The sequence below is a fragment of the Curtobacterium sp. AC272 genome, from assembly GCF_979258155.1.
Genome location: NZ_OZ409838.1, coordinates 299,068 through 316,478, shown reverse-complemented (window position 1 = coordinate 316,478; position 17,411 = coordinate 299,068). Strand labels below are relative to the sequence as shown.

General features: G+C 72.4%; 13 protein-coding genes and 3 pseudogenes. 8 read left to right on the top strand and 8 right to left on the bottom strand.

Going from position 1 to position 17,411, the window contains the following annotated elements:
• The first annotated feature begins 67 nt into the window (after nucleotides 1-67).
• Nucleotides 68-967 (top strand): SDR family oxidoreductase, encoded by a 900-nt coding sequence (locus ACZZ0J_RS01630; RefSeq protein WP_463434373.1) that lies wholly within the window; start codon nucleotides 68-70, stop codon nucleotides 965-967.
• Between the two features lie 155 nt (nucleotides 968-1,122).
• A complete protein-coding gene (locus ACZZ0J_RS01625; RefSeq protein WP_463434371.1) occupies nucleotides 1,123-2,088 on the top strand; it encodes a methyltransferase family protein in 966 nt (321 codons plus the stop codon).
• On the opposite strand, the gene ACZZ0J_RS01620 is transcribed toward ACZZ0J_RS01625, so the two are convergent.
• Both ACZZ0J_RS01620 and ACZZ0J_RS01615 read right to left on the bottom strand, forming a co-directional pair.
• Entirely contained in the window at nucleotides 2,069-2,485 is a 417-nt protein-coding gene (locus ACZZ0J_RS01620; RefSeq protein ID WP_463434369.1) for a VOC family protein, read from the bottom strand. The genes ACZZ0J_RS01625 and ACZZ0J_RS01620 overlap by 20 nt on opposite strands.
• 148 nt (nucleotides 2,486-2,633) lie before the next feature.
• Nucleotides 2,634-3,221, bottom strand: a complete 588-nt coding sequence (locus ACZZ0J_RS01615) for an acyltransferase (RefSeq protein ID WP_123340467.1) — start codon at nucleotides 3,219-3,221, stop codon at nucleotides 2,634-2,636.
• A 200-nt stretch (nucleotides 3,222-3,421) separates the two neighbouring features.
• Here ACZZ0J_RS01615 and ACZZ0J_RS01610 point away from each other — a divergent pair, with 200 nt between their 5' ends.
• From ACZZ0J_RS01610 to ACZZ0J_RS01595, 4 genes and pseudogenes are all read left to right on the top strand, one after another.
• Nucleotides 3,422-4,273, top strand: a complete 852-nt coding sequence (locus ACZZ0J_RS01610; protein ID WP_463434366.1) for a mechanosensitive ion channel family protein — start codon at nucleotides 3,422-3,424, stop codon at nucleotides 4,271-4,273.
• Nucleotides 4,274-4,372: 99 nt separating this feature from the next.
• Nucleotides 4,373-5,163, top strand: a pseudogene (locus tag ACZZ0J_RS01605) (sulfatase-like hydrolase/transferase).
• Nucleotides 5,160-6,713, top strand: coding sequence for a sulfatase-like hydrolase/transferase (locus ACZZ0J_RS01600; RefSeq protein WP_463434364.1), 1,554 nt, complete (start codon nucleotides 5,160-5,162; stop codon nucleotides 6,711-6,713). The pseudogene ACZZ0J_RS01605 and the gene ACZZ0J_RS01600 overlap by 4 nt, the downstream one beginning before the upstream one ends.
• Before the next feature lies 1 nt (nucleotide 6,714).
• Nucleotides 6,715-8,403 carry a SulP family inorganic anion transporter gene (locus tag ACZZ0J_RS01595; RefSeq protein WP_463434362.1) on the top strand — a complete coding sequence of 563 codons (1,689 nt, stop codon included), beginning with the start codon at nucleotides 6,715-6,717 and terminating at the stop codon, nucleotides 8,401-8,403.
• An 8-nt stretch (nucleotides 8,404-8,411) separates the two neighbouring features.
• Here the strand turns inward: ACZZ0J_RS01595 and ACZZ0J_RS01590 are convergent.
• Nucleotides 8,412-9,316 (bottom strand): annotated as a pseudogene (locus tag ACZZ0J_RS01590) (formylglycine-generating enzyme family protein).
• A 217-nt stretch (nucleotides 9,317-9,533) separates the two neighbouring features.
• Here ACZZ0J_RS01590 and ACZZ0J_RS01585 point away from each other — a divergent pair.
• Together ACZZ0J_RS01585 and ACZZ0J_RS01580 are read left to right on the top strand one after the other, a co-directional pair.
• Nucleotides 9,534-12,089 carry a helix-turn-helix transcriptional regulator gene (locus tag ACZZ0J_RS01585; protein ID WP_463434360.1) on the top strand — a complete coding sequence of 852 codons (2,556 nt, stop codon included), beginning with the start codon at nucleotides 9,534-9,536 and terminating at the stop codon, nucleotides 12,087-12,089.
• Between the two features lie 121 nt (nucleotides 12,090-12,210).
• A complete protein-coding gene (locus tag ACZZ0J_RS01580) occupies nucleotides 12,211-12,411 on the top strand; it encodes a hypothetical protein (protein WP_123292622.1) in 201 nt (66 codons plus the stop codon).
• Between the two features lie 58 nt (nucleotides 12,412-12,469).
• Here ACZZ0J_RS01580 and ACZZ0J_RS01575 read toward each other — a convergent pair whose 3' ends face one another.
• From ACZZ0J_RS01575 to ACZZ0J_RS01555, 5 genes and pseudogenes are all read right to left on the bottom strand, one after another.
• Complete coding sequence (locus ACZZ0J_RS01575; RefSeq protein WP_463434356.1) at nucleotides 12,470-13,540, bottom strand: SulP family inorganic anion transporter; 1,071 nt, start codon at nucleotides 13,538-13,540, stop codon at nucleotides 12,470-12,472.
• Entirely contained in the window at nucleotides 13,432-14,124 is a 693-nt protein-coding gene (locus tag ACZZ0J_RS01570; RefSeq protein ID WP_463434354.1) for a SulP family inorganic anion transporter, read from the bottom strand. The genes ACZZ0J_RS01575 and ACZZ0J_RS01570 overlap by 109 nt, the downstream gene beginning before the upstream one ends.
• A 31-nt stretch (nucleotides 14,125-14,155) precedes the next feature.
• Nucleotides 14,156-14,713, bottom strand: coding sequence for a GAP family protein (locus ACZZ0J_RS01565; RefSeq protein ID WP_463438123.1), 558 nt, complete (start codon nucleotides 14,711-14,713; stop codon nucleotides 14,156-14,158).
• The gene (locus tag ACZZ0J_RS01560) at nucleotides 14,595-15,410 is read right to left on the bottom strand and encodes an AI-2E family transporter (RefSeq protein ID WP_463438122.1); all 816 of its coding nucleotides are present in this window, start codon (nucleotides 15,408-15,410) and stop codon (nucleotides 14,595-14,597) included. The genes ACZZ0J_RS01565 and ACZZ0J_RS01560 overlap by 119 nt, the downstream gene beginning before the upstream one ends.
• Before the next feature lie 65 nt (nucleotides 15,411-15,475).
• A pseudogene (locus ACZZ0J_RS01555) lies at nucleotides 15,476-15,871 on the bottom strand (AI-2E family transporter); the annotation flags it as partial.
• Nucleotides 15,872-17,411 lie beyond the last annotated feature (1,540 nt).

Here is a 17,411-nt window from a genome sequence, read left to right as displayed (position 1 = left end):
CGGATGGCGCTCCGCCGCCGCCCAGCCGGGACGGGTTCCGTGGAGGCACGAGCAGGAAGGAACTCGCATGCCCACCGACCAGTACGAACACGGCGACCCGCGCACCCGCTACCCCGACGTCCAACCGGAGCCGCAGACGCAGGACGAGCCGGGCCTCCAGTCCGCCATGGACCCGGTGCCCGACCTGGGCGAGACGAGCTACCAGGGCACCGGCCGGCTCGCCGGCCGCAAGGCCCTGATCACCGGCGGCGACTCCGGCATCGGCGGCGCCGTCGCGATCGCGTTCGCCCGCGAGGGCGCGGACGTCGCGATCGCCTACCTGCCGGAGGAGCAGTCCGACGCCGACCACGTCCTCGAACAGATCCGTGCCGCCGGACGCACCGCCGTGGCGATCCCCGGCGACCTGCGCGACAAGGCGTACGCGCAGGAGCTCGTCGACCAGGCCGTCGCCGGACTCGGCGGTCTCGACGCCCTGGTGAGCGTCGCCGGCAAGCAGCGCTGGCAGCCGGACGTGCTCGACGTCACCGACGACCAGTTCGAGGCGACCTTCGACGTGAACGTCTTCGGGCTGTTCCGCCTCGTCAAGGCGGCGCTCCCGCACCTGGAGCCCGGCGCGACGATCACCACGACGGCGTCGATGGAGGCGTACAAGCCGGCTCCCGACCGCCTCGACTACGCGGCGTCGAAGGGCGCGATCAACAACCTGTCGAAGGGGCTGTCGCAGCTGCTCGTCGAGCGCGGCATCCGCGTCAACGTCGTCGCTCCCGGGCCGACGTGGACGGTCCTGCAGCCGAGCGGCGGCGTCGACCCGTCGACGCTGCCCGAGTTCGGGAGCAGCGAGTCGCCGATGGGCCGCGCCGGACAGCCAGCCGAACTCGCACCGGCCTACGTGTTCCTGGCGTCGGACGAGTCGAGCTACGTCGTCGGCGAGACGCTCAACGTGAACGGCGGCATGGTCACGCCCTGACCTGCACCGCGCGTCGACGGGCAGGTCAACCGCGAGGACTGATCTCCGGTACATCGTGAGCAGGAATGGTCGGGTTCGCTTGCAGCACCCGACCATTCCTGCTCACGAAGCGCCCCGGGCCCGCCGCCGCGGTCTCCCACTGCTAGCGTGCAGACGTGTCCTGGGGCCGACGGTACTTCGCACTGCAGGCCCTCGGCGGCGCGGTGTGGTGGATCACCGTCGCGACCGTCCCCACCGTCCGGACGCTCACGCTCGGCTCGCTGGACCCGCTGGTCGTCGCGGCCTTCGACGTCCCGCTCTTCGTCGTGGCCTCGGCACTCGCAGCGGTCTCCGCGGGCACGGTCGGGCGGATCGCTGCGACCGTCGCCACCGGGTGGACCGCGCTCGTGCTCGCCGGTCTCGCCGCCTGGGCGACCGGCACCGGCGAGGCCGGCTGGGGCGTCGTCGTCATGACCGCGGCGACCGTCGGTTCCGTGTTGGCCCTCGCCCTCGTCCTGCTCGGCCGCGTACCGACCGAGTGGCTGACGTCCGGTCCACTGCGGTTCCGCACCGCCGACCCAGGTGCCGCGACGTCACGGCACGTGGTGGCGACGACCGTGCAGATCGTCGTCTTCTGGGGGCTGTTCCTCGGGGTGTTCCCCGTGGGCATCGCCGTCGCCGAGCACCGCTGGCGGCTGCACCCCGCGCTGCCCGGACCGGTCGTGACCGCGCTGCTGGTGGTCGGGCTCGTCGTCCTCGCGCTCGCCAGCGCGCTCGGCATCGCGTCGGCGGCGGCGATGTCGACCAAGGGCGCTGGCACCCCGCTGCCGTCCGCCAGTGCGAACCGCTTGGTCGTCGCCGGCCCGTACCGCTCGGTGCGCAACCCGATGGCGCTCGCCGGCATCACGCAGGGCGTCGCCGTCGGACTGCTGCTCGGGTCGTGGATGGTCGTCGTCTACGCACTCGCCGGGTCGATCGTGTGGAACTGCGTCGTCCGGCCGCTCGAGGAGGCCGATCTCGAGGCCCGTTTCGGCGACGACTTCCGCCGCTACGCCGCGCGGGTCCGGTGCTGGGTGCCACGGTGGCCGATCGCGGCGAACGTCGGCGGGGTCCCGGTCCCCCTCAGTTCGCCGCGCCGGTGATGTTCACGAGCCACGTGACGCGGAACCGGTCGGTGAGCATCCCGAAGGTGTCGCCCCACGGGGCCGTCGTGAGCGGTTCGATGATCGACGCGCCCTCGGCGAGTCCGTTCCAGTAGCGGGTCAGGGCCTCGTGGTCGTCGCCACTGAGCGACAACGAGATCGTGCTCTCCGACGGCGTCTGCATGCCCGTCGGCGCGTCCGAGGCCATCAGCAGCAGGCCGTTCTCGCCCTCGAGCTGCCCGTGCATCACCTTGTCGGCGTCGGCGGGGTCCTGGCTCATGCCGGCTTCGCCGAAGGTGCCGATCGTGAGCTCGCCGTGGAACACCGAGTGGTAGAAGTCGAGGGCTTCGCGGGCCCCCGAGCGGAAGCCGAGGTACGGGTTGAGACGCACGGACACGGTGGACTCCTCACGACGGGCGGGCGTCGTCGCCCGCTGCGCGCCCATCGTCGCAGACGCGACGTCCCCGCGGAAGGGCGCGGGACCGAGAACAGCCCACAGGACGGCCTGGAGGCCCGTGGCGGCGCCGCCACGGGCCTCCAGGCCGTCAGGCGGTCGCGGTGCGGTCCGTGGCCGGGTCCGCCCCGGCCAGGTCACGGATGCGCTTCGCCGGTACGCCGGCGTAGACGCCGTGCGCCAGCAGGCGCCCGGTGACGACCGCGCCGGCCGCGACGACCACGTCGTGCTCGATGTGGGCGCCGGGCAGGATCGTCGCACGGCCGCCGATCCACACGCGGTCCTCGATGACGACCGGACGGCCGGTCGCGGTGTCGCTCCACCGGCCGTCGGCGTCGATCGCGTGGTGGCTCGTCATGATGAGGACCTGCATGCCGATCGCGGCGTTCGCACCGATGCTGACGGGGGCGATGGCCTCGATGGTCGTCGCGCGGTTGAAGTAGACGCCTCGCGCGACCGACAGGTTGCGCGGGTCGCCCGTGAGCGAGAAACCGACGCCGGGGGCCGACTCGGCGTGCGCGCCCGCGGCGTTCAGCAGGAGCCGTCGCACGACCCGCGGCAGGAACGGCGAGCCGAGCAGAGCCGTGAGCAGGACGTGCTCTCGGGCGTGCGCGACGTCCTCGCGGAGGCGTCGGGCGAACGTCGAGGGGACGGGGACGGGGACGGCTGGCGTGGCCATGCGGCCTCCTGGGTTCGGGGGACGGTGCGGGGTCGCACAGCCGAAACGTAGGCGCTGCCGGGCGGCTCGACAACGGAGGCACTGGTGGTTGCGCGATCCTTGCGGTATCGCCCGCCGGCCGGCACGACGGCGATCTCACCCGGTCGGTGCGATCCGGGCAGCGCCCGTGCTCGCCTACCGTGCTGCGGCTGGGAGGCGACATGCAGGAAATCGTGAACGGTCTGGTGCAGAACTCGTCCTTCGGCGCGTGGGACGTGGTCCTCGCCGTCGTCGTCCTGGTCGTCGGGTGGTTCGCGTCCGTGTGGGCCCGACGGGGCGTCGTCGTGGCGCTGGCGAAGTGGAGCGGGCTCGGACCGAGCGGGACGAACCTCGTGGCACGTCTCGTGCGCTACTCGATCCTCCTGCTCACGATCGGCATCGTCCTCACCGTGCTCGGAGCGCCGTTGCAGCCGGTGCTCGCCGCGGTGATCATCATCAGCGCGGTCGCGTTCCTGGCCCTGCGCGGGATCGCGGCGAACTTCGGCGCGGGTCTGGTCATCCAGGCCCGACGACCGGTGCGGATCGGCGACTCGATCGAGGTCGAGGGCGTGGCCGGCCGCATCGTCGAGTTGACGGGGCGTGCCGTCCTGCTCACCACCTCGGACGGCAGGACGATCCGGATCCCGAACACCATGCTGCTCGAGAACCCGCTCTGGAACGCCAGCGAGTCGGGGGCGGTCCGGAGCGAGGTCCGGGCGCGGCTGCACGGGTCGCCGGACCTCGACCGGGTCTGCCCGGTGCTGTTGGACGCGGTGGCCTCGGTGGCCTCGGTGGCTTCGGTGTCCTCCGGGGCCTCGGTGTCGTCGACGGATCCCGAGGTCTTCCTGCACACGATCACGCCGGCCTGGGCGGACATCAGCATCCGGTTCTGGTCCGCGTACGACGACCGCGAGGCCGCCCGGTCGTCGGTGGTGCGCGCGGTCGCGGTGGCGCTCGGCGGCACCGGCCTGACCTGCTCGGTGTCGTCGGACGGACCACGGTTCCTGACCGCGCTCGTCGACGCCGTGGACTGACGGTTCTGCGGGGTCGTGCGATCTCACCCGTTCCGGGCGTGTACGTCGACGTGCCGGGCCGTGAGGCTCGTCGCACAGACCAACGAACAGGAGCGGACCATGGCCAAGCAGTTCTCCGGCAAGATCGAACTCGACGTGCGCGACTCCGTCGCCGACTGGGACGCGTTCATCCCGTCGAAGGCGCCGAAGGGATCCCCGAACGTCCTCGTCGTGCTCTACGACGACACCGGGCAGGCAGCGTGGTCGCCGTACGGCGGCCGGATCCAGATGCCCACGATGGATCGGCTCGCCGCGAACGGCCTCACCTACTCGCAGTGGCACACCACGGCGCTCTGCTCCCCACGCGGTCGACGTTCCTGACCGGCCGGAACCACCACGCGAACGGCTTCGCCACGATCTCGGAGTCGTCGACCGGGTTCCCCGGCTACAACTCCCACATCCCGCCCGAGAACGCGACGATGGCGAACGTGCTCCGCGACGCCGGGTGGTCCACGTTCTGGGTCGGCAAGAACCACAACGTCCCGATCGACGAGTGGACAGCGGGCGCCTCGAAGAAGAACTGGCCGCTCGCGCAGGGCTACGACCGGTTCTACGGCTTCATCGGCGGTGAGACGAACAACTGGTACCCCTCGCTCGCCGAGGACAACCACTACATCGACCAACCGTCGCTGCCGGAGGACGGGTACCACCTGTCCAAGGACCTCGCCGACCAGGCGCTGAAGATGATCCGCGACACGAAGCAGACCGAGCCGGACAAGCCCTGGTACCTCTGGTTCTGCCCGGGAGCGAACCACGCGCCGCACCACGCCCCGCAGGAGTACATCGACAAGTACAAGGGCCAGTTCGACGACGGGTACGAGGCTTACCGTGAGTGGGTCCTCCCCGGATGATCGAACGCGGCGTCCTGCCGGAGGGGACCGAGCTGACCGACGTCAACCCGATGACCCCTGGCACGTTCAACCCGACCGACGAGGTCCGGCCCTGGGCGGAGCTGTCCGACGACGAGAAGGCGATGTTCAGCCGGATGGCCGAGGTCTTCGCGGGGTTCTCCGAGTACACCGATGCCCAGGTCGGACGCATCGTGGACTACCTCGAGGAGTCCGGGCAGCTCGACAACACCATCGTCGTCTACTGCGCGGACAACGGCGCGTCGGGCGAGGGCAGCCCGAACGGGTCGGTCAACGAGGGCAAGATCTTCGGCGGCTACCCGGACGACCTCGCACAGAACCTGACGATGGTCGACGAGCTCGGCAGCCCGGACACCTACAACCACTACCCGACGGGCTGGGCGATGGCGTTCTCCACGCCCTACCGGATGTTCAAGCGGTACACCTACCAAGGCGGCGTCTGCGACCCGCTGGTGATCTCGTGGCCGGCCGGCATCGCGTCCCGCGGCGAGGTCCGGAACCAGTACCACCACTCGACGGACATCGTGCCGACGATCCTCGACGCCTGCGGTGTCACGTTCCCGGAGACGTACGACGGCGTCGAACAGGCGCCGCTGGCCGGGGTGTCGATGCGGTACAGCTTCGACTCCGCGACGGCACCAACCGAGAAGCACACGCAGTACTACGAGATGCTCGGCAACCGCGGGATCTGGCACGAGGGCTGGAAGGCCGTCGCGGAACACGGGCCGATGGCGGGGACGAGCGGCTTCGACGGTGACCGGTGGCAGCTGTTCCACACCGACGTCGACCGCTCCGAGGCGCACGACCTCGCCGCGGAGCACCCCGACAAGGTCGAGGAGCTCGTGGCGCGCTGGTTCGAGGAAGCCGAAGCGAACAAGGTCCTGCCGCTGAACGACCTGCAGATCATCGGCAACCCGAAGGACTTCGAGACCTTCATCACGATGGAGTTCAACGTCCCCGTCCCGCCGAGCGGGCAGTACACGTACTACCCGGACACCACCGAGGTACCGGAGCGTTCCGCGGCGAACGTGCACGGGGTGTCGTACAAGATCATCGCGGACATCGACTTCACGCCGGACACCGAGGGCGTCGTGTTCGCGCACGGATCACGGTTCGGGGGCCACGCCCTGTTCGTCAAGGACGGGCAGCTCACCTACGTGTACAACTTCCTCGGCATCCCGCCCGAGAACGTCGTGTCCACCGCGGCTCCCACCTCCGGGCGGCACCTCGTCGGGGTCTCCTTCACGAAGGAGGGAACGGGCGAGCACCGCGAGGCCACGGGACCGCTCGCCCTCTTCGTCGACGACGAGCAGGTCGCCGAGACACCGATCAGGACCGTGCTCGGGCACTTCTCGCTCTGCGGCGAGGGACTCTGCATCGGCTACGACAGCGGCGACGCCGTCACGAAGGCGTACGCCGGCAAGCGGTTCGAGTTCCACGACGGCACGATCCACAAGGTCGTGTTCGACATCGCCGACGACGCCTACGTGGACCTCGAGGCGCACCTCGCAGCCGCGATCTCGCGCGACTGAGATGGGGACCCGGCAGGTGCGGGCGGACCCGGTGCCGATGCGCCGCGGGACCTGGTTCGCCCCCACCATCCGGGGGTACGACCGCCGGTGGCTCGGGCGCGACGTCCTCGCCGGCCTGAGCGCCGGTGCGGTCGTCGTCCCCCAGGCCATGGCCTACGCGAGCATCGCGGAGCTGCCGGCACAGGTCGGGCTCTACACGTGCATGGCGCCGATGGCCGTCTACGCCCTGTTGGGCGGGTCGCGCGCGATGAGCGTGTCGACGACGTCGACGATCGCGACGCTCAGCGCCACGACGTTCGTCTCCGCGGGCGTCGCGGTCTCGTCCGACGACGCGCTCCGCGCACTGTCGACCCTCACCCTGCTCGTCGGTGTCGTCCTCGTCGTCGCCCGGCTGCTCACCCTGGGATCGCTCGTCGAGAACATCAACAAGTCGACGCTGATCGGCGTCCAGATCGGGGTCGGCGCGACCGTCGCGGTCGGGCAGTTGCCGAAGCTGCTCGGACTCACCGACGATCCGACCGGTACGGGGTTCATCCGCTCCGTGCTGGCGGTCGTCGAGGCGCTCCCCGTGCGCACGGCCCGACGGTCGCACTCTCCGTCGCCTCGGTCGCCGTACTCCTGCTGCTGCGCCGCTTCGTGCCCGCGGTGCCGGGGCCGCTCGTCGTGGTCGCCGGCGGCATCGCCGGCTTCGGCCGTCCTGCACCTGACCGACCTCGGCGTCGAGGTGATCGACCCCGTCCCGAGCGGTCTCCCGGTGCCCGTGCTGCCCGACCTGAGCCTCGTGCCGGCGATGCTCCCCGGTGCCCTCGGCATCGCGATGATGGCGTTCCTCGAGTCCGCAGCGGTGGCACGTGGGATCCGACAGCCGAGCGAGCCGCCGATCGACAGCGACCGCGAGCTGCTCGCGGCCGCCGCGGCGAACCTCGCCGGGTCCCTGACCCAGACACTGCCGGCCGCCGGCGGGTTCTCGCAGAGCGCGGTCAACCAACGGGCCGGCGCACGCACCCAGGTGTCGACCCTGGTGACCGTCGCGCTCGCGGTGCTGGTCGCCCTCGTCCTCGGACCGGTCCTGGCCCTGATGCCCACGGCGACCCTCGCTGCCCTCGTCGTCACCGCCGTCGTCGGACTCATCGACGTCCCCGCGCTCCGGAGGCTGGCCCGGATCAGCCGACGCGACTTCTGGCTCGCCGTGGTGACCGCGGCGGTCGGCCTGACCGCCGGTCTGCTGGCGGCCGTCGTCGCCGGGGTCGCCGGGACGTACTTCCTGGTCCTGCGCGAGCTGCAGCGTGTCCGGCTGGCCCCGGGCCCCGTCGTCGGCACGACGATCAGCGCACGGATCGAGGGCGCCGTGTACACCGCGAACGTCCTGGCGTACGAGAACGCCGTCCTCCAGCTCGCCGACGACGCGGTCGGCGCAGATGCCGTCGTCCTCGACCTGTCGCGGATGCACGAGGCGACCGTCACCGTCCTCGACGGCCTCGCCGACCTCGATCACGAGCTCGCGCAACGCGGCGTCGTGCTCCTGCTCGTGGGCCTCCCCGGGTCGGCCTCGGAGACCGCGGCGCGGACCACGTGGTTCCGTGGGCTCGTCGACGACGGCAGGGTGCTGCCGACGGTCGACGCCGCGATGGCCGCACGGACCGCTCGGGCTGCACGGGCGTCTCAGGCGGAGAGGCCCGACCCGGGCTGAGGCCGGGATCAGCCGTCCCAGAGCACCCGGAAGCCGATGTGGGTGGCGGCGGAGTCGCTGGTCTGCGGCGACCGAGCCGCCGGACGGTACCGCAGGCAGTACTCCGGCGCGCACAGGTGCGACCCGCCCTTGAGGACCCGCGTGACGGTCGACGGCGTCTCCGGGGCGGCGTCGTGATGGGTGTCCGTCGGGCCGCAGCCGCAGTGCGCGGACGACTCGGTCGCCCGAGCCTCGGCCGGCGGCGTCGGGGTCGTCGACGGGTCGTGCCGCTCGGTGTACCGCGAATCGGTCCACTCCCACACGTTGCCGATCATGTCCACCAGACCGAGCGCGTTCGCGGGGAACGACCCCACGGGCGACGTCCCCGTCCACCCGCCGGCTCCGGTGTTGCGGTACGGGAACGCCCCGTGCCACGTGTTGGCCATCGTCCGCCCGCCCGGGTGCGCCTCCCTCCCCACGCGAACGGCCACGACGGGTCGCCGCCGGCGCGCGCCGCGTACTCCCACTCGGCCTCGCTCGGCAGTCGCCCACCGACCCACGCCGCGTACGCCGCCGCATCGCCGTGCGAGACCTGGACCACCGGGTGCTCCTCGAGTCCGTCCACCGACGACGTCGGCCCGGCTGGGTGCCGCCAGTCGGCACCCGGCAACCAGGTCCACCAGGCCCGCCAGTCGCCGAGGTCCACCGGTCCGGTGGTGGGCGCGAACACCAGTGACCCCGGAGCCCGGTCGGCCGGCGCGAGGTCGGGGTACTGCACGGGGTCGAGCGCGCGCTCGGCCTCGGTCGTCCACCCGGTCGCCGCCACGAAGGCGGCGAACTCGGCGTTGGTGACGGGGTGCGCGGCGATCCGGAACGCGGCGACCGTGCGTTCGTGCACCGGCCCCTCGTCGGGGTAGTAGCGGTCCGAACCCATCAGGAACGCACCGCCCGCGACGTCGACGGCATCGAGCAGGGTCTGCATGACCTGATCCTCCGGCGTCGGGACCGCACCCGCCTCACCCGGAGGGGATGAGGCGGCACGCTCTCACCCGGATGGGGTGAATGTCCTGAACGCGCACGACGATCCCTCGCCTCAACCGCCCGCCGCACCTATCGTGAGCAACGCAAGCCTTTTCAGGGAAAGGCCTCACATGTACACCTTCCAACAGACCAGGAGCAGCGGACAGCGCACCGGCACGGGGACGCCGGTCGGGTCGGATCCGACCACGACGGTCCCACCCACCGATGCGTTGGAGCGACCGCGGCTGCTCGACCACCTCCGACGGTTCCGCCGCTCGGACCGACGCCTGCTCACCATGTGGGCGCCGGGTGGTGCCGGCAAGTCCACAGCGCTCGCCGCGTGGGCGGAGGTCCTCACGGCGGACGACGTCGTCGTGCGGTGGCTCGACGCGGACACACTGCTGCAGGAGGACCCGCCGCCGGCCGTGCACGACGACACCGAGCAGTGGCTGTTCCTCGACGACGTCGACCGTCTGCTCGGCGGGCTCGGGGTCCCGCCGCTCATCCGGCTCCTGCGCGCGTGCGGTCCCCGGACCCGCATCGTCGTCGCCGGACGCTTCGAGCCGAGCGGCTTCGCCGCCGTGACGCAGGCGGCCGGCGGGCGGCTCGTCGTGCCGACGCAGGACCTCGCGTTCAGCGTCGAGGACACGCTGGCCCTCGCGCTCCGCTTCGACCTGGTGCTGCCGATCCAGGATGCCGAGACGCTCACCCACCGGACGGCGGGGTGGGCTGCGGGGCTCACGCTGGCGATGCCGTACCTGCTCGAGCAGTCCGACCGCGGTGCAGCGGTCCGCCACTTCGGCGGCGACCAGCACCAGGTCGCCGACTACCTGGTGGCACGGGTCCTCGACACGCTGGACGACGACCACCGCGACGTCCTGATGCGGACGGCCGTCGGGTCCGAGGTCCCGCTCGCCCTCGCCGTCGAGCTCACCGGGCGTGCCGACGTCGGCACGGTGCTGCAGCGGCTGAGCGCCCGGAACGTGCTCGTGACCACGAGTGCCGACCAGGACGGCTTCCGGTTCCACCCGATCCTCGCCGGCTTCATGCGCGCCGAGTTCCGTCGCCGCGACGAGTGCGGCGCGGTCCGCAACCACGTCGCGGCGGCCGGGTGGTACGAGTCCAGGGGCCTGCACGTCCTCGCCCTCGAACAAGCACTGCTCGCGCGCGACCAGTCGGCGGTGCGCGGGCAGCTGGAGCGGTCCGGCGGTGTCCTGCTCATGCAGGGCCGCGCGGCCATCGTGGCGACGGCACTGCGCGCCCTCCCGACGAGCCAGGACTCACTGGCCACGCTCACGATCCGCATCGGCATGGACGCCCCGTCGTTCCCGGACCGCATCGGCACCGAGGAACGGTTCGCCCAGGCCGCCGTGCAGCTCGCTGCGGCGACACCCGACGAGGCACGGGCCTGGCGGCCGGTGGTCGAGGCGCTCCGGTCGTTCACCGTCGAGGACCCCGACGACGCCTCGGCGCGGTTGCAGGAACTCGGCGCGTACCTGCGGCAGACGCCCGTCGAGTCGCTCGACGTCGCGCTGCTGCTCCGGGCCGCGGTCGCCTGGTGCCTCGTCGTCGCCGGCCGTCGACGCGACGCCGACCAACTGCTCCGGTCGATCCAGGCCGCCGCTGCGCACGCCGGGTTCTCGTGGGTCTTCCTCATCGCCTGCGACACCGCCGCGACGCTCGCCGTCCGCACCGGCGACTGGCGGACGGCCTCTGAGTACGAGGCGCGGATGGGCGCACTGCCCTTCGACACCGCGCCGCCCTACAACCGCGCGACCGCCCGCGCCCTGCTGCTCGCGACGTCACGCGCCTACCTGCGCTGCGAACCGGTCTCGTTCACCTCGTTGCACCGCATCGACCAGGCCGACCCGACCGGCAGCGAGCTCGGACTGCTCTTCCAGGTGCGCGCGCTGCTCCTCGTCGCGGCGATCGACGCCTCGCCCGCCCCGCGCGAGGCCCTCGCCCGCCTCGTGCAGCTCGTCCGCTTCGACGGCCGTGACCACCCGCGGGTGGTCGCCGGGGCCGCGACGCGCCTGCACGCCTGGTCGAGCACGCTCCACGGCGCACCCGCAGCGGCCGAGGTCCGCCGCATCGTCGCCGACGTCCTCGGCACCGACTCCCTCGAGGTGAACACCCTCCGGCTGCTGGCCGGCGGACGGACCGACCACCTCGTCGAGCGCGACCTCGCCGCGGCGGTCGACGGCGACGACGCGGCGTGGGCCGGCACGAGCATCGTGAACGCCCACCTCGCCCTCGCCGAGCACGCGTGCACCCACGGTCGGCCCGCCGAGGCAGCCGAGCGGGTCCGCCGCGCGCTCGCCGTCAGCGAGGAGTTCGGCTACGCCCGCGAGTTCCTCGCGTGCCGGGGTGCGGGCGCACAGCTCGTGTTCCGGCACCACGGGTCGTACGGGGCGCTCGAGCCGTACGCCGACCACGTCCTCGCGCTGGCCGAGCACGAGCGGATCGGCGTCGGACTGGAGCGTCCGGAGGCCACGGTCCCGCTGACCCCCAAGGAGCAGGAGCTGTTGCTCGAGCTCCCGGCGCACCAGACCGTCGCCGAGATCGCGGCGAAGCACCACCTCAGCGTGAACACGATCAAGACCCACCTGCGGAGCATCTACGGCAAGCTCTCCGCCGCGGGGCGCACCGAGGCGGTCCAGGCTGCTCGTCGGCGCGGCCTGCTCTGAGGCGGTCCGGCCGGGGATCCGGCGCGCTCCGGGCACTGCGGAGACCTCACCCGGATCAGGGAACCCCGCACCGGCCCCCGCGCGGGATGATCGTGGCTCCACGACGAGCAGGAGGCCGACGATGAGCCGCTACGAGGTCCGTCTTCCCTACGCGATGTCGGAGACCCTCGTCGCCGCGTTCCCGGAGTTCTCGCTGGTGCAGATCGGCCCCGGCGAGACGCTGCTCGTCGGCGACCTGTCCGACCAGACGCAGCTGCACGGGCTGCTGGCCCGGATCGCCGACCTCGGGCTCGACATCGCCGAGCTCCGGCAGCTGCGCTGACCACGGGCGACCACGGGCGGGCACGCGCGGCCTCGGGGCTTCAGCGGACTCAGGAGCCTCAGGGGCCTCCGCGGCCTCCGCGACCGAGTTCGGCGACGGCCGCCCGGTTGCTCGGGAAGAAGCGGCTGCCCCCGACCAGGTCGAAGTGCTCGAGGTCGGCCCGCGTCGCCGCCCGCGCCCGTGAGAAGCCGACCTCGACCCCGTTGGCGCGGGCCCAGTCGAGCGCCTCGCCGGCGACGTCCGCCGCGGTCGTGTCGATCCCGGTGACCGCGCTGCAGTCGAGCACCAGGGCGTGCACCGGGACGGCCTGGTCGCCGGGTGCGAGCACGGAGCGGACCGCCGACGCGAAGCGCTGGGCATTGCCGAAGAAGAGCGGTCCGGAGAACCGGAGGACCACGACGCCGGGTGCCGACGAGACGCTGCCGTCACGGGCGGCCCGGAACACGTCGACCGGGTCGCCGCTCGGCACCAGGACGTCGGCGGGCGGGTTCGCGGCGGACCTGATGACGTTGACGAGTGACAGGACGAAGGCGATCGCGATGCCGATGATCGGCCCGAGCAGCAACACCCCGAGGAAGCAGACGGCGGCGACGACGAACTCGAACCGTCGGAGCCGCCAGAGCCGGGCGAAGTCGCGGAGGCCCAGGAGCGGCACGACCGCGACGGCGACGATCGCGCCGATCGCCGGCGAGGGGATGTCCTGCAGCAGCGCGGTGCCGAAGCAGACGACGAGCAGGGTGAGCACCGCGGCGATCAGCGACGGCAGCTGGGTCCTGGACCCGCTCTGGTCCATGGCCGCCGTCCGCGAGGCCGACGAACCGACCGTGAACCCGCCGGTGAGGCCGGAGCCGAGGTTCGCAGCACCGAACGCCCAGAGGTCGCGGTTCGCCCGGTCCGTGTAGTCGTGTGCCTCGGCGTACCGGCGGGCCACGAGCAACCCCTCGGCCATCGCGACGAGGGTCAGCGCGACGGCGCTCGGGATGACCTGGACCCACTGGTGCCACGAGATCTGCGGCCACGTCAGGGTCGGGGTCCGGCCGGCACCTCGCCGAGCACGGCCACGCCGGCGTCGTCCAGCCGGAACACGACCAGGACGACGGTCGTCAGGACGAGCACGACGAGTGCCCACGGGACCGCTCGGAACCGGCGGCCGATGACCAGGACGGCCACCGACCCGACGGACAGGCACACCGACCACACGTTGAGGTGTCCGAGCCCGGTGACGAGTTCCCCGAACCGCGGGAGGAACTCGTCACCGCTGTTCACCTTGACCCCGAGCATCTTCGCCACCTGGCTGAGCAGGATGTCGAGCGCGAGACCGCCCACGAACCCGACCAGGATCGGCGCGGACAGGAAGTTGGCCAGGAACCCCAGCTTCAGGACGGCGCACAGGGCGAACACGACGGCGCCGACGAGTGCCTGCGCCAGTGCGAGCTGGACGTACGACGCGCTGCCCGTCGCCGCGAGCCCGGCGAGCGACGATCCGACGAGCGCGGCCGCTGCGGCGTCCGGCGACGCCACCAGCTGTCGACTCGACGCGAGCAGGGCGAACAGCACCGCCGGCACGATCAGGGAGTACAGCCCGGCGGTCGGTGGCAGACCGGCGATCTGCGCGTACCCGATGTTCAGCGGGATGGCGATCGCCGCGAGGGTCACGCCGGAGAGTGCCTCCGTGCGCCACGAGTGACGGTCGAGCCCGGCCAGGATGCGCATCAGAACGCACCGAGGCCCTTGCCGATGGTCGTCACACCGATGACGAGCAGCAGGACGGCCATGATCGTGGCGTTGTTGGCGGTGAGCCAGTCGCGCAGCGCCCCGAGTGCTCCTGCACCCGGGTGCGGGCGACCAGGTAGCCGACCACGGGGACGGCGATGCTCAGCGACGCGAGGACGACGAACACGACGAGCGCCCAGACGACCGACCCGGTGTCCGCGCCGCTGGTGCCGACGGTGACGCCGGCCGCCACGGCCATCATGAGGTTCTTCGGGTTGACGGCGGCGAGCAGGAAGGCCAGTCCGGCGGCGCGCACCGGCGTCATCGAGTCGATCGCGGACATCCACTTCGGGGGCGTCGCGGTGGTGCCAGGGGCCGGTCGGGCACGCCACTGCCGGACGGCGAGCAGCACGAGCAGCACGCCGAGCACCAGCTTCACGACCCCGGCGACGGGTTGCGACGCGTCGGGGTCACCGGCCGGGATCAGGGACGACAACAGGGTGACGGCCACGACGGCCACCGCGATGCCGACCACCCAGCCGACCAGGAACGCCGTCGCGACCGACCTGGCGCGCGGCGCGAGCAGCATCAGGATCGCGGCGATGATCGGGATCGGGCTGATCGCGATGGTCACGGCCTGCGGCAGGAGCTCGCCGATGAGCGGAGCGGTGTTCACGGGGCGCCCTTCGTCGTCGTGGTGCCGCCGGGAGCGGTCGGTGTGCGGCGTTCCGTCCGCCGAGTGGGGGCCCGAGGCCGGTCACGTCGCCGAGCACCGGGCGCATCCACCGCGCGTCCGGGTTCGCGTCGACCAGGACCGCGCGGACCAGCAGGGTCAGCGGGATGGCGAGGACGGCGCCCAGCGGCCCGAGCACGGCCGACCAGAAGACGACGGACAGGAACGCGACGGTCTGGTTGAGGGACACCGCCGACCCGACGATGTGCGGTTGCAGGCCGGACTGGATGACCCCGTTGATCACGGCGTAGACGACGATGACGACGATCGCGTTCTGCCAGCCGTTCGCGAGCAGGGCGAGGATGACGGGCGGGATGATGCCGATCCAGTAGCCGATGTTCGGGATGAAGCCGGTGATGAAGGCCAGCAGGCCCCAGAGCGCTGCGCCGGGGACCCCGAGCAGGACCAGCGCGAGGGCGTCGAGCGCGGAGACCGCGGCGCCGAGGACGGCCGTGACGACCATGTACCGGCGGACACTGACGGTGAAGTCGGTGAGGGCTTCGACGAGCTGGGGGCGGACCGGCCGGAGCCGGTCGGCGATGAGTCGCCCCACCCGGCGTCGAGCGTCATGAAGACGATCAGCGCGAGGACGACGACCAGGCCGACGCCGAGGCCGAAGACGCTGCCGACCAGGTCCGACACCGCGCCGATGACCGTGCCGGGGCTGAGCCCCGCCAGCAGCGTCTGCACCTCCTGCTGCCCGACGCCGAGCGACGTCAGCCACTGCCCGAGTTGGTCCTCCACCGCGTGCATCTGGTCGGCGTACTGCGGGAACAGCGTGGCGAACTGTGCGACCGAGACCACGAGCGCCAGCGAGAACCCCACCAGCAGCACCAGGATCACCACGATGACGACCGTCGAAGCGAGGCTCCGGGCGAGGCCGAGTCGCTCGAGGAACACCCGGGCCGGCTGGACGCAGATGGTGACGACGAGGGCGAGGGCCGTGGGAGCGATGATGCCGGCGAACCGGGAGCAGCCGACGGCGATGACGACCGCTGCGGCGAGACCGAGCATGATGCGCAGCCCACGACCGGACCCGACCGCGGCTGCCGGCGCGGCGTCGGGCGCGGCGCCGATCGTCGTCGCCGGATCGTCGGGTCGGCGCGATCGGTGCGGTCGGCGCTTCCAGAGTGACATCGGGGCCTCGTCTCCCTCGCGGCCCCGGTCCCCGGACGCCGTGCTCGGACGCTGAGTGCGCGGCGGAACCGACGGGATCGTCAGTTCCGGGTGAGACCCCGGCGTCGCCGCGAGCCCCGTCCGGACGCTGGAGGACCTCGAGCACGGCGACGAGGACGAGCGCGCCGACCAGGGTCCACACGACGAGCGCCGGTTCGAGCGGGCGGCCGAGCACGATGACGGTGGCCGCACCGAGCGCGATGAGGGTGCGGATGACGGCCCGGCCCCGGTACAGCTGCACTCCGACCCGCCCGGTGCCGATGCCGAGGGCGTCGCCGCGGCGGCGGAGTGCCCCGGCACCGCGGACGGCGGAGCTCCGCAGACGCCGGGCCGTGTCGGACGAGCCGGCGAACCACGCGACGAGGGCCACGCACGCCGCGAGGACCGCGCCGGCCACGGCGGCGTGCGCGGCGAAGGCCACCACGGCGTCGTAGACGGCTCGAGCTGCGTTGCGTGGCATGAGGTCCGGCGCCAGCGCCCGCACCGCGAACACCCGTCCGATCCCGATCCCGGCGAGCGTGGCGAGCATGGCGAGGGCGACGCCGACCGCGGCGAGGGTGAGCGCCCGCGCCCGGCGTCTGGCCATGACGACGCCGACGGCGATGCAGGCGACCAGGAGCCACGGCAGCCACACGGCGGACACCTGCAGCAGGGTGTACCCGGTCTGTGCCCGGACCGCCGCGTCGGACGTCGCGATGACGATGGTCCGGTCGACCGCGGGGATCCGTTCGGCGAAGGTGAGCCCCCGGTCGACGAGCCGCTCCTTGACCTCAGCGACGACCGGGCCGAGCTGGATGCCGATCGATCCGTCCGCTCCGATCGCCACCGCCGCCCGTCGGTCGCCGCTGAGCGACGCCACCATCTGGGTGTGCCCGGTGCGGAGCAGCTGCTTCCACAGGTCGGCGAACTGGTCGGACGCCACGAACCGGTCCACGGTGCCGGAGACCAGGTCCTGGATGCCGGCGGTCGCCGGCGCCTCGAGCGCCGAGAGCGCGGTCTCCGCCCGGGGTGGCAGGTCCAACCCGCGGATGCCGTCGAAGAGCGCTCCGGTCAGCCCGGCGACGTCCAGCTGGTCCTCGATCGCGCCGACCGTGCGGTCCGCGACCAGTGTCTGGACCGCCCGGTCGCGGGCGAGCGGCGCGAACGTCGCCACGAAGGCCTCGGTCGAGGTGACCTCGCGCTGTGCCCAGGTGGTGATCACCACCACCGGTGCGAGCAGCGCCCCGACGACGAGCAGCGCGGCGGACGGGATCGCCCAGGCCCACCCCCGGCGGCGGACCGGGGTGTCGTCGGCGGTCTGCCCTGCGAGCCGGATGCGCAGGCGCGCGTTCTCGGCGCGGAGTGCGGCGAGTTCGTCCTCGGTGCTGGTCATGGGCTG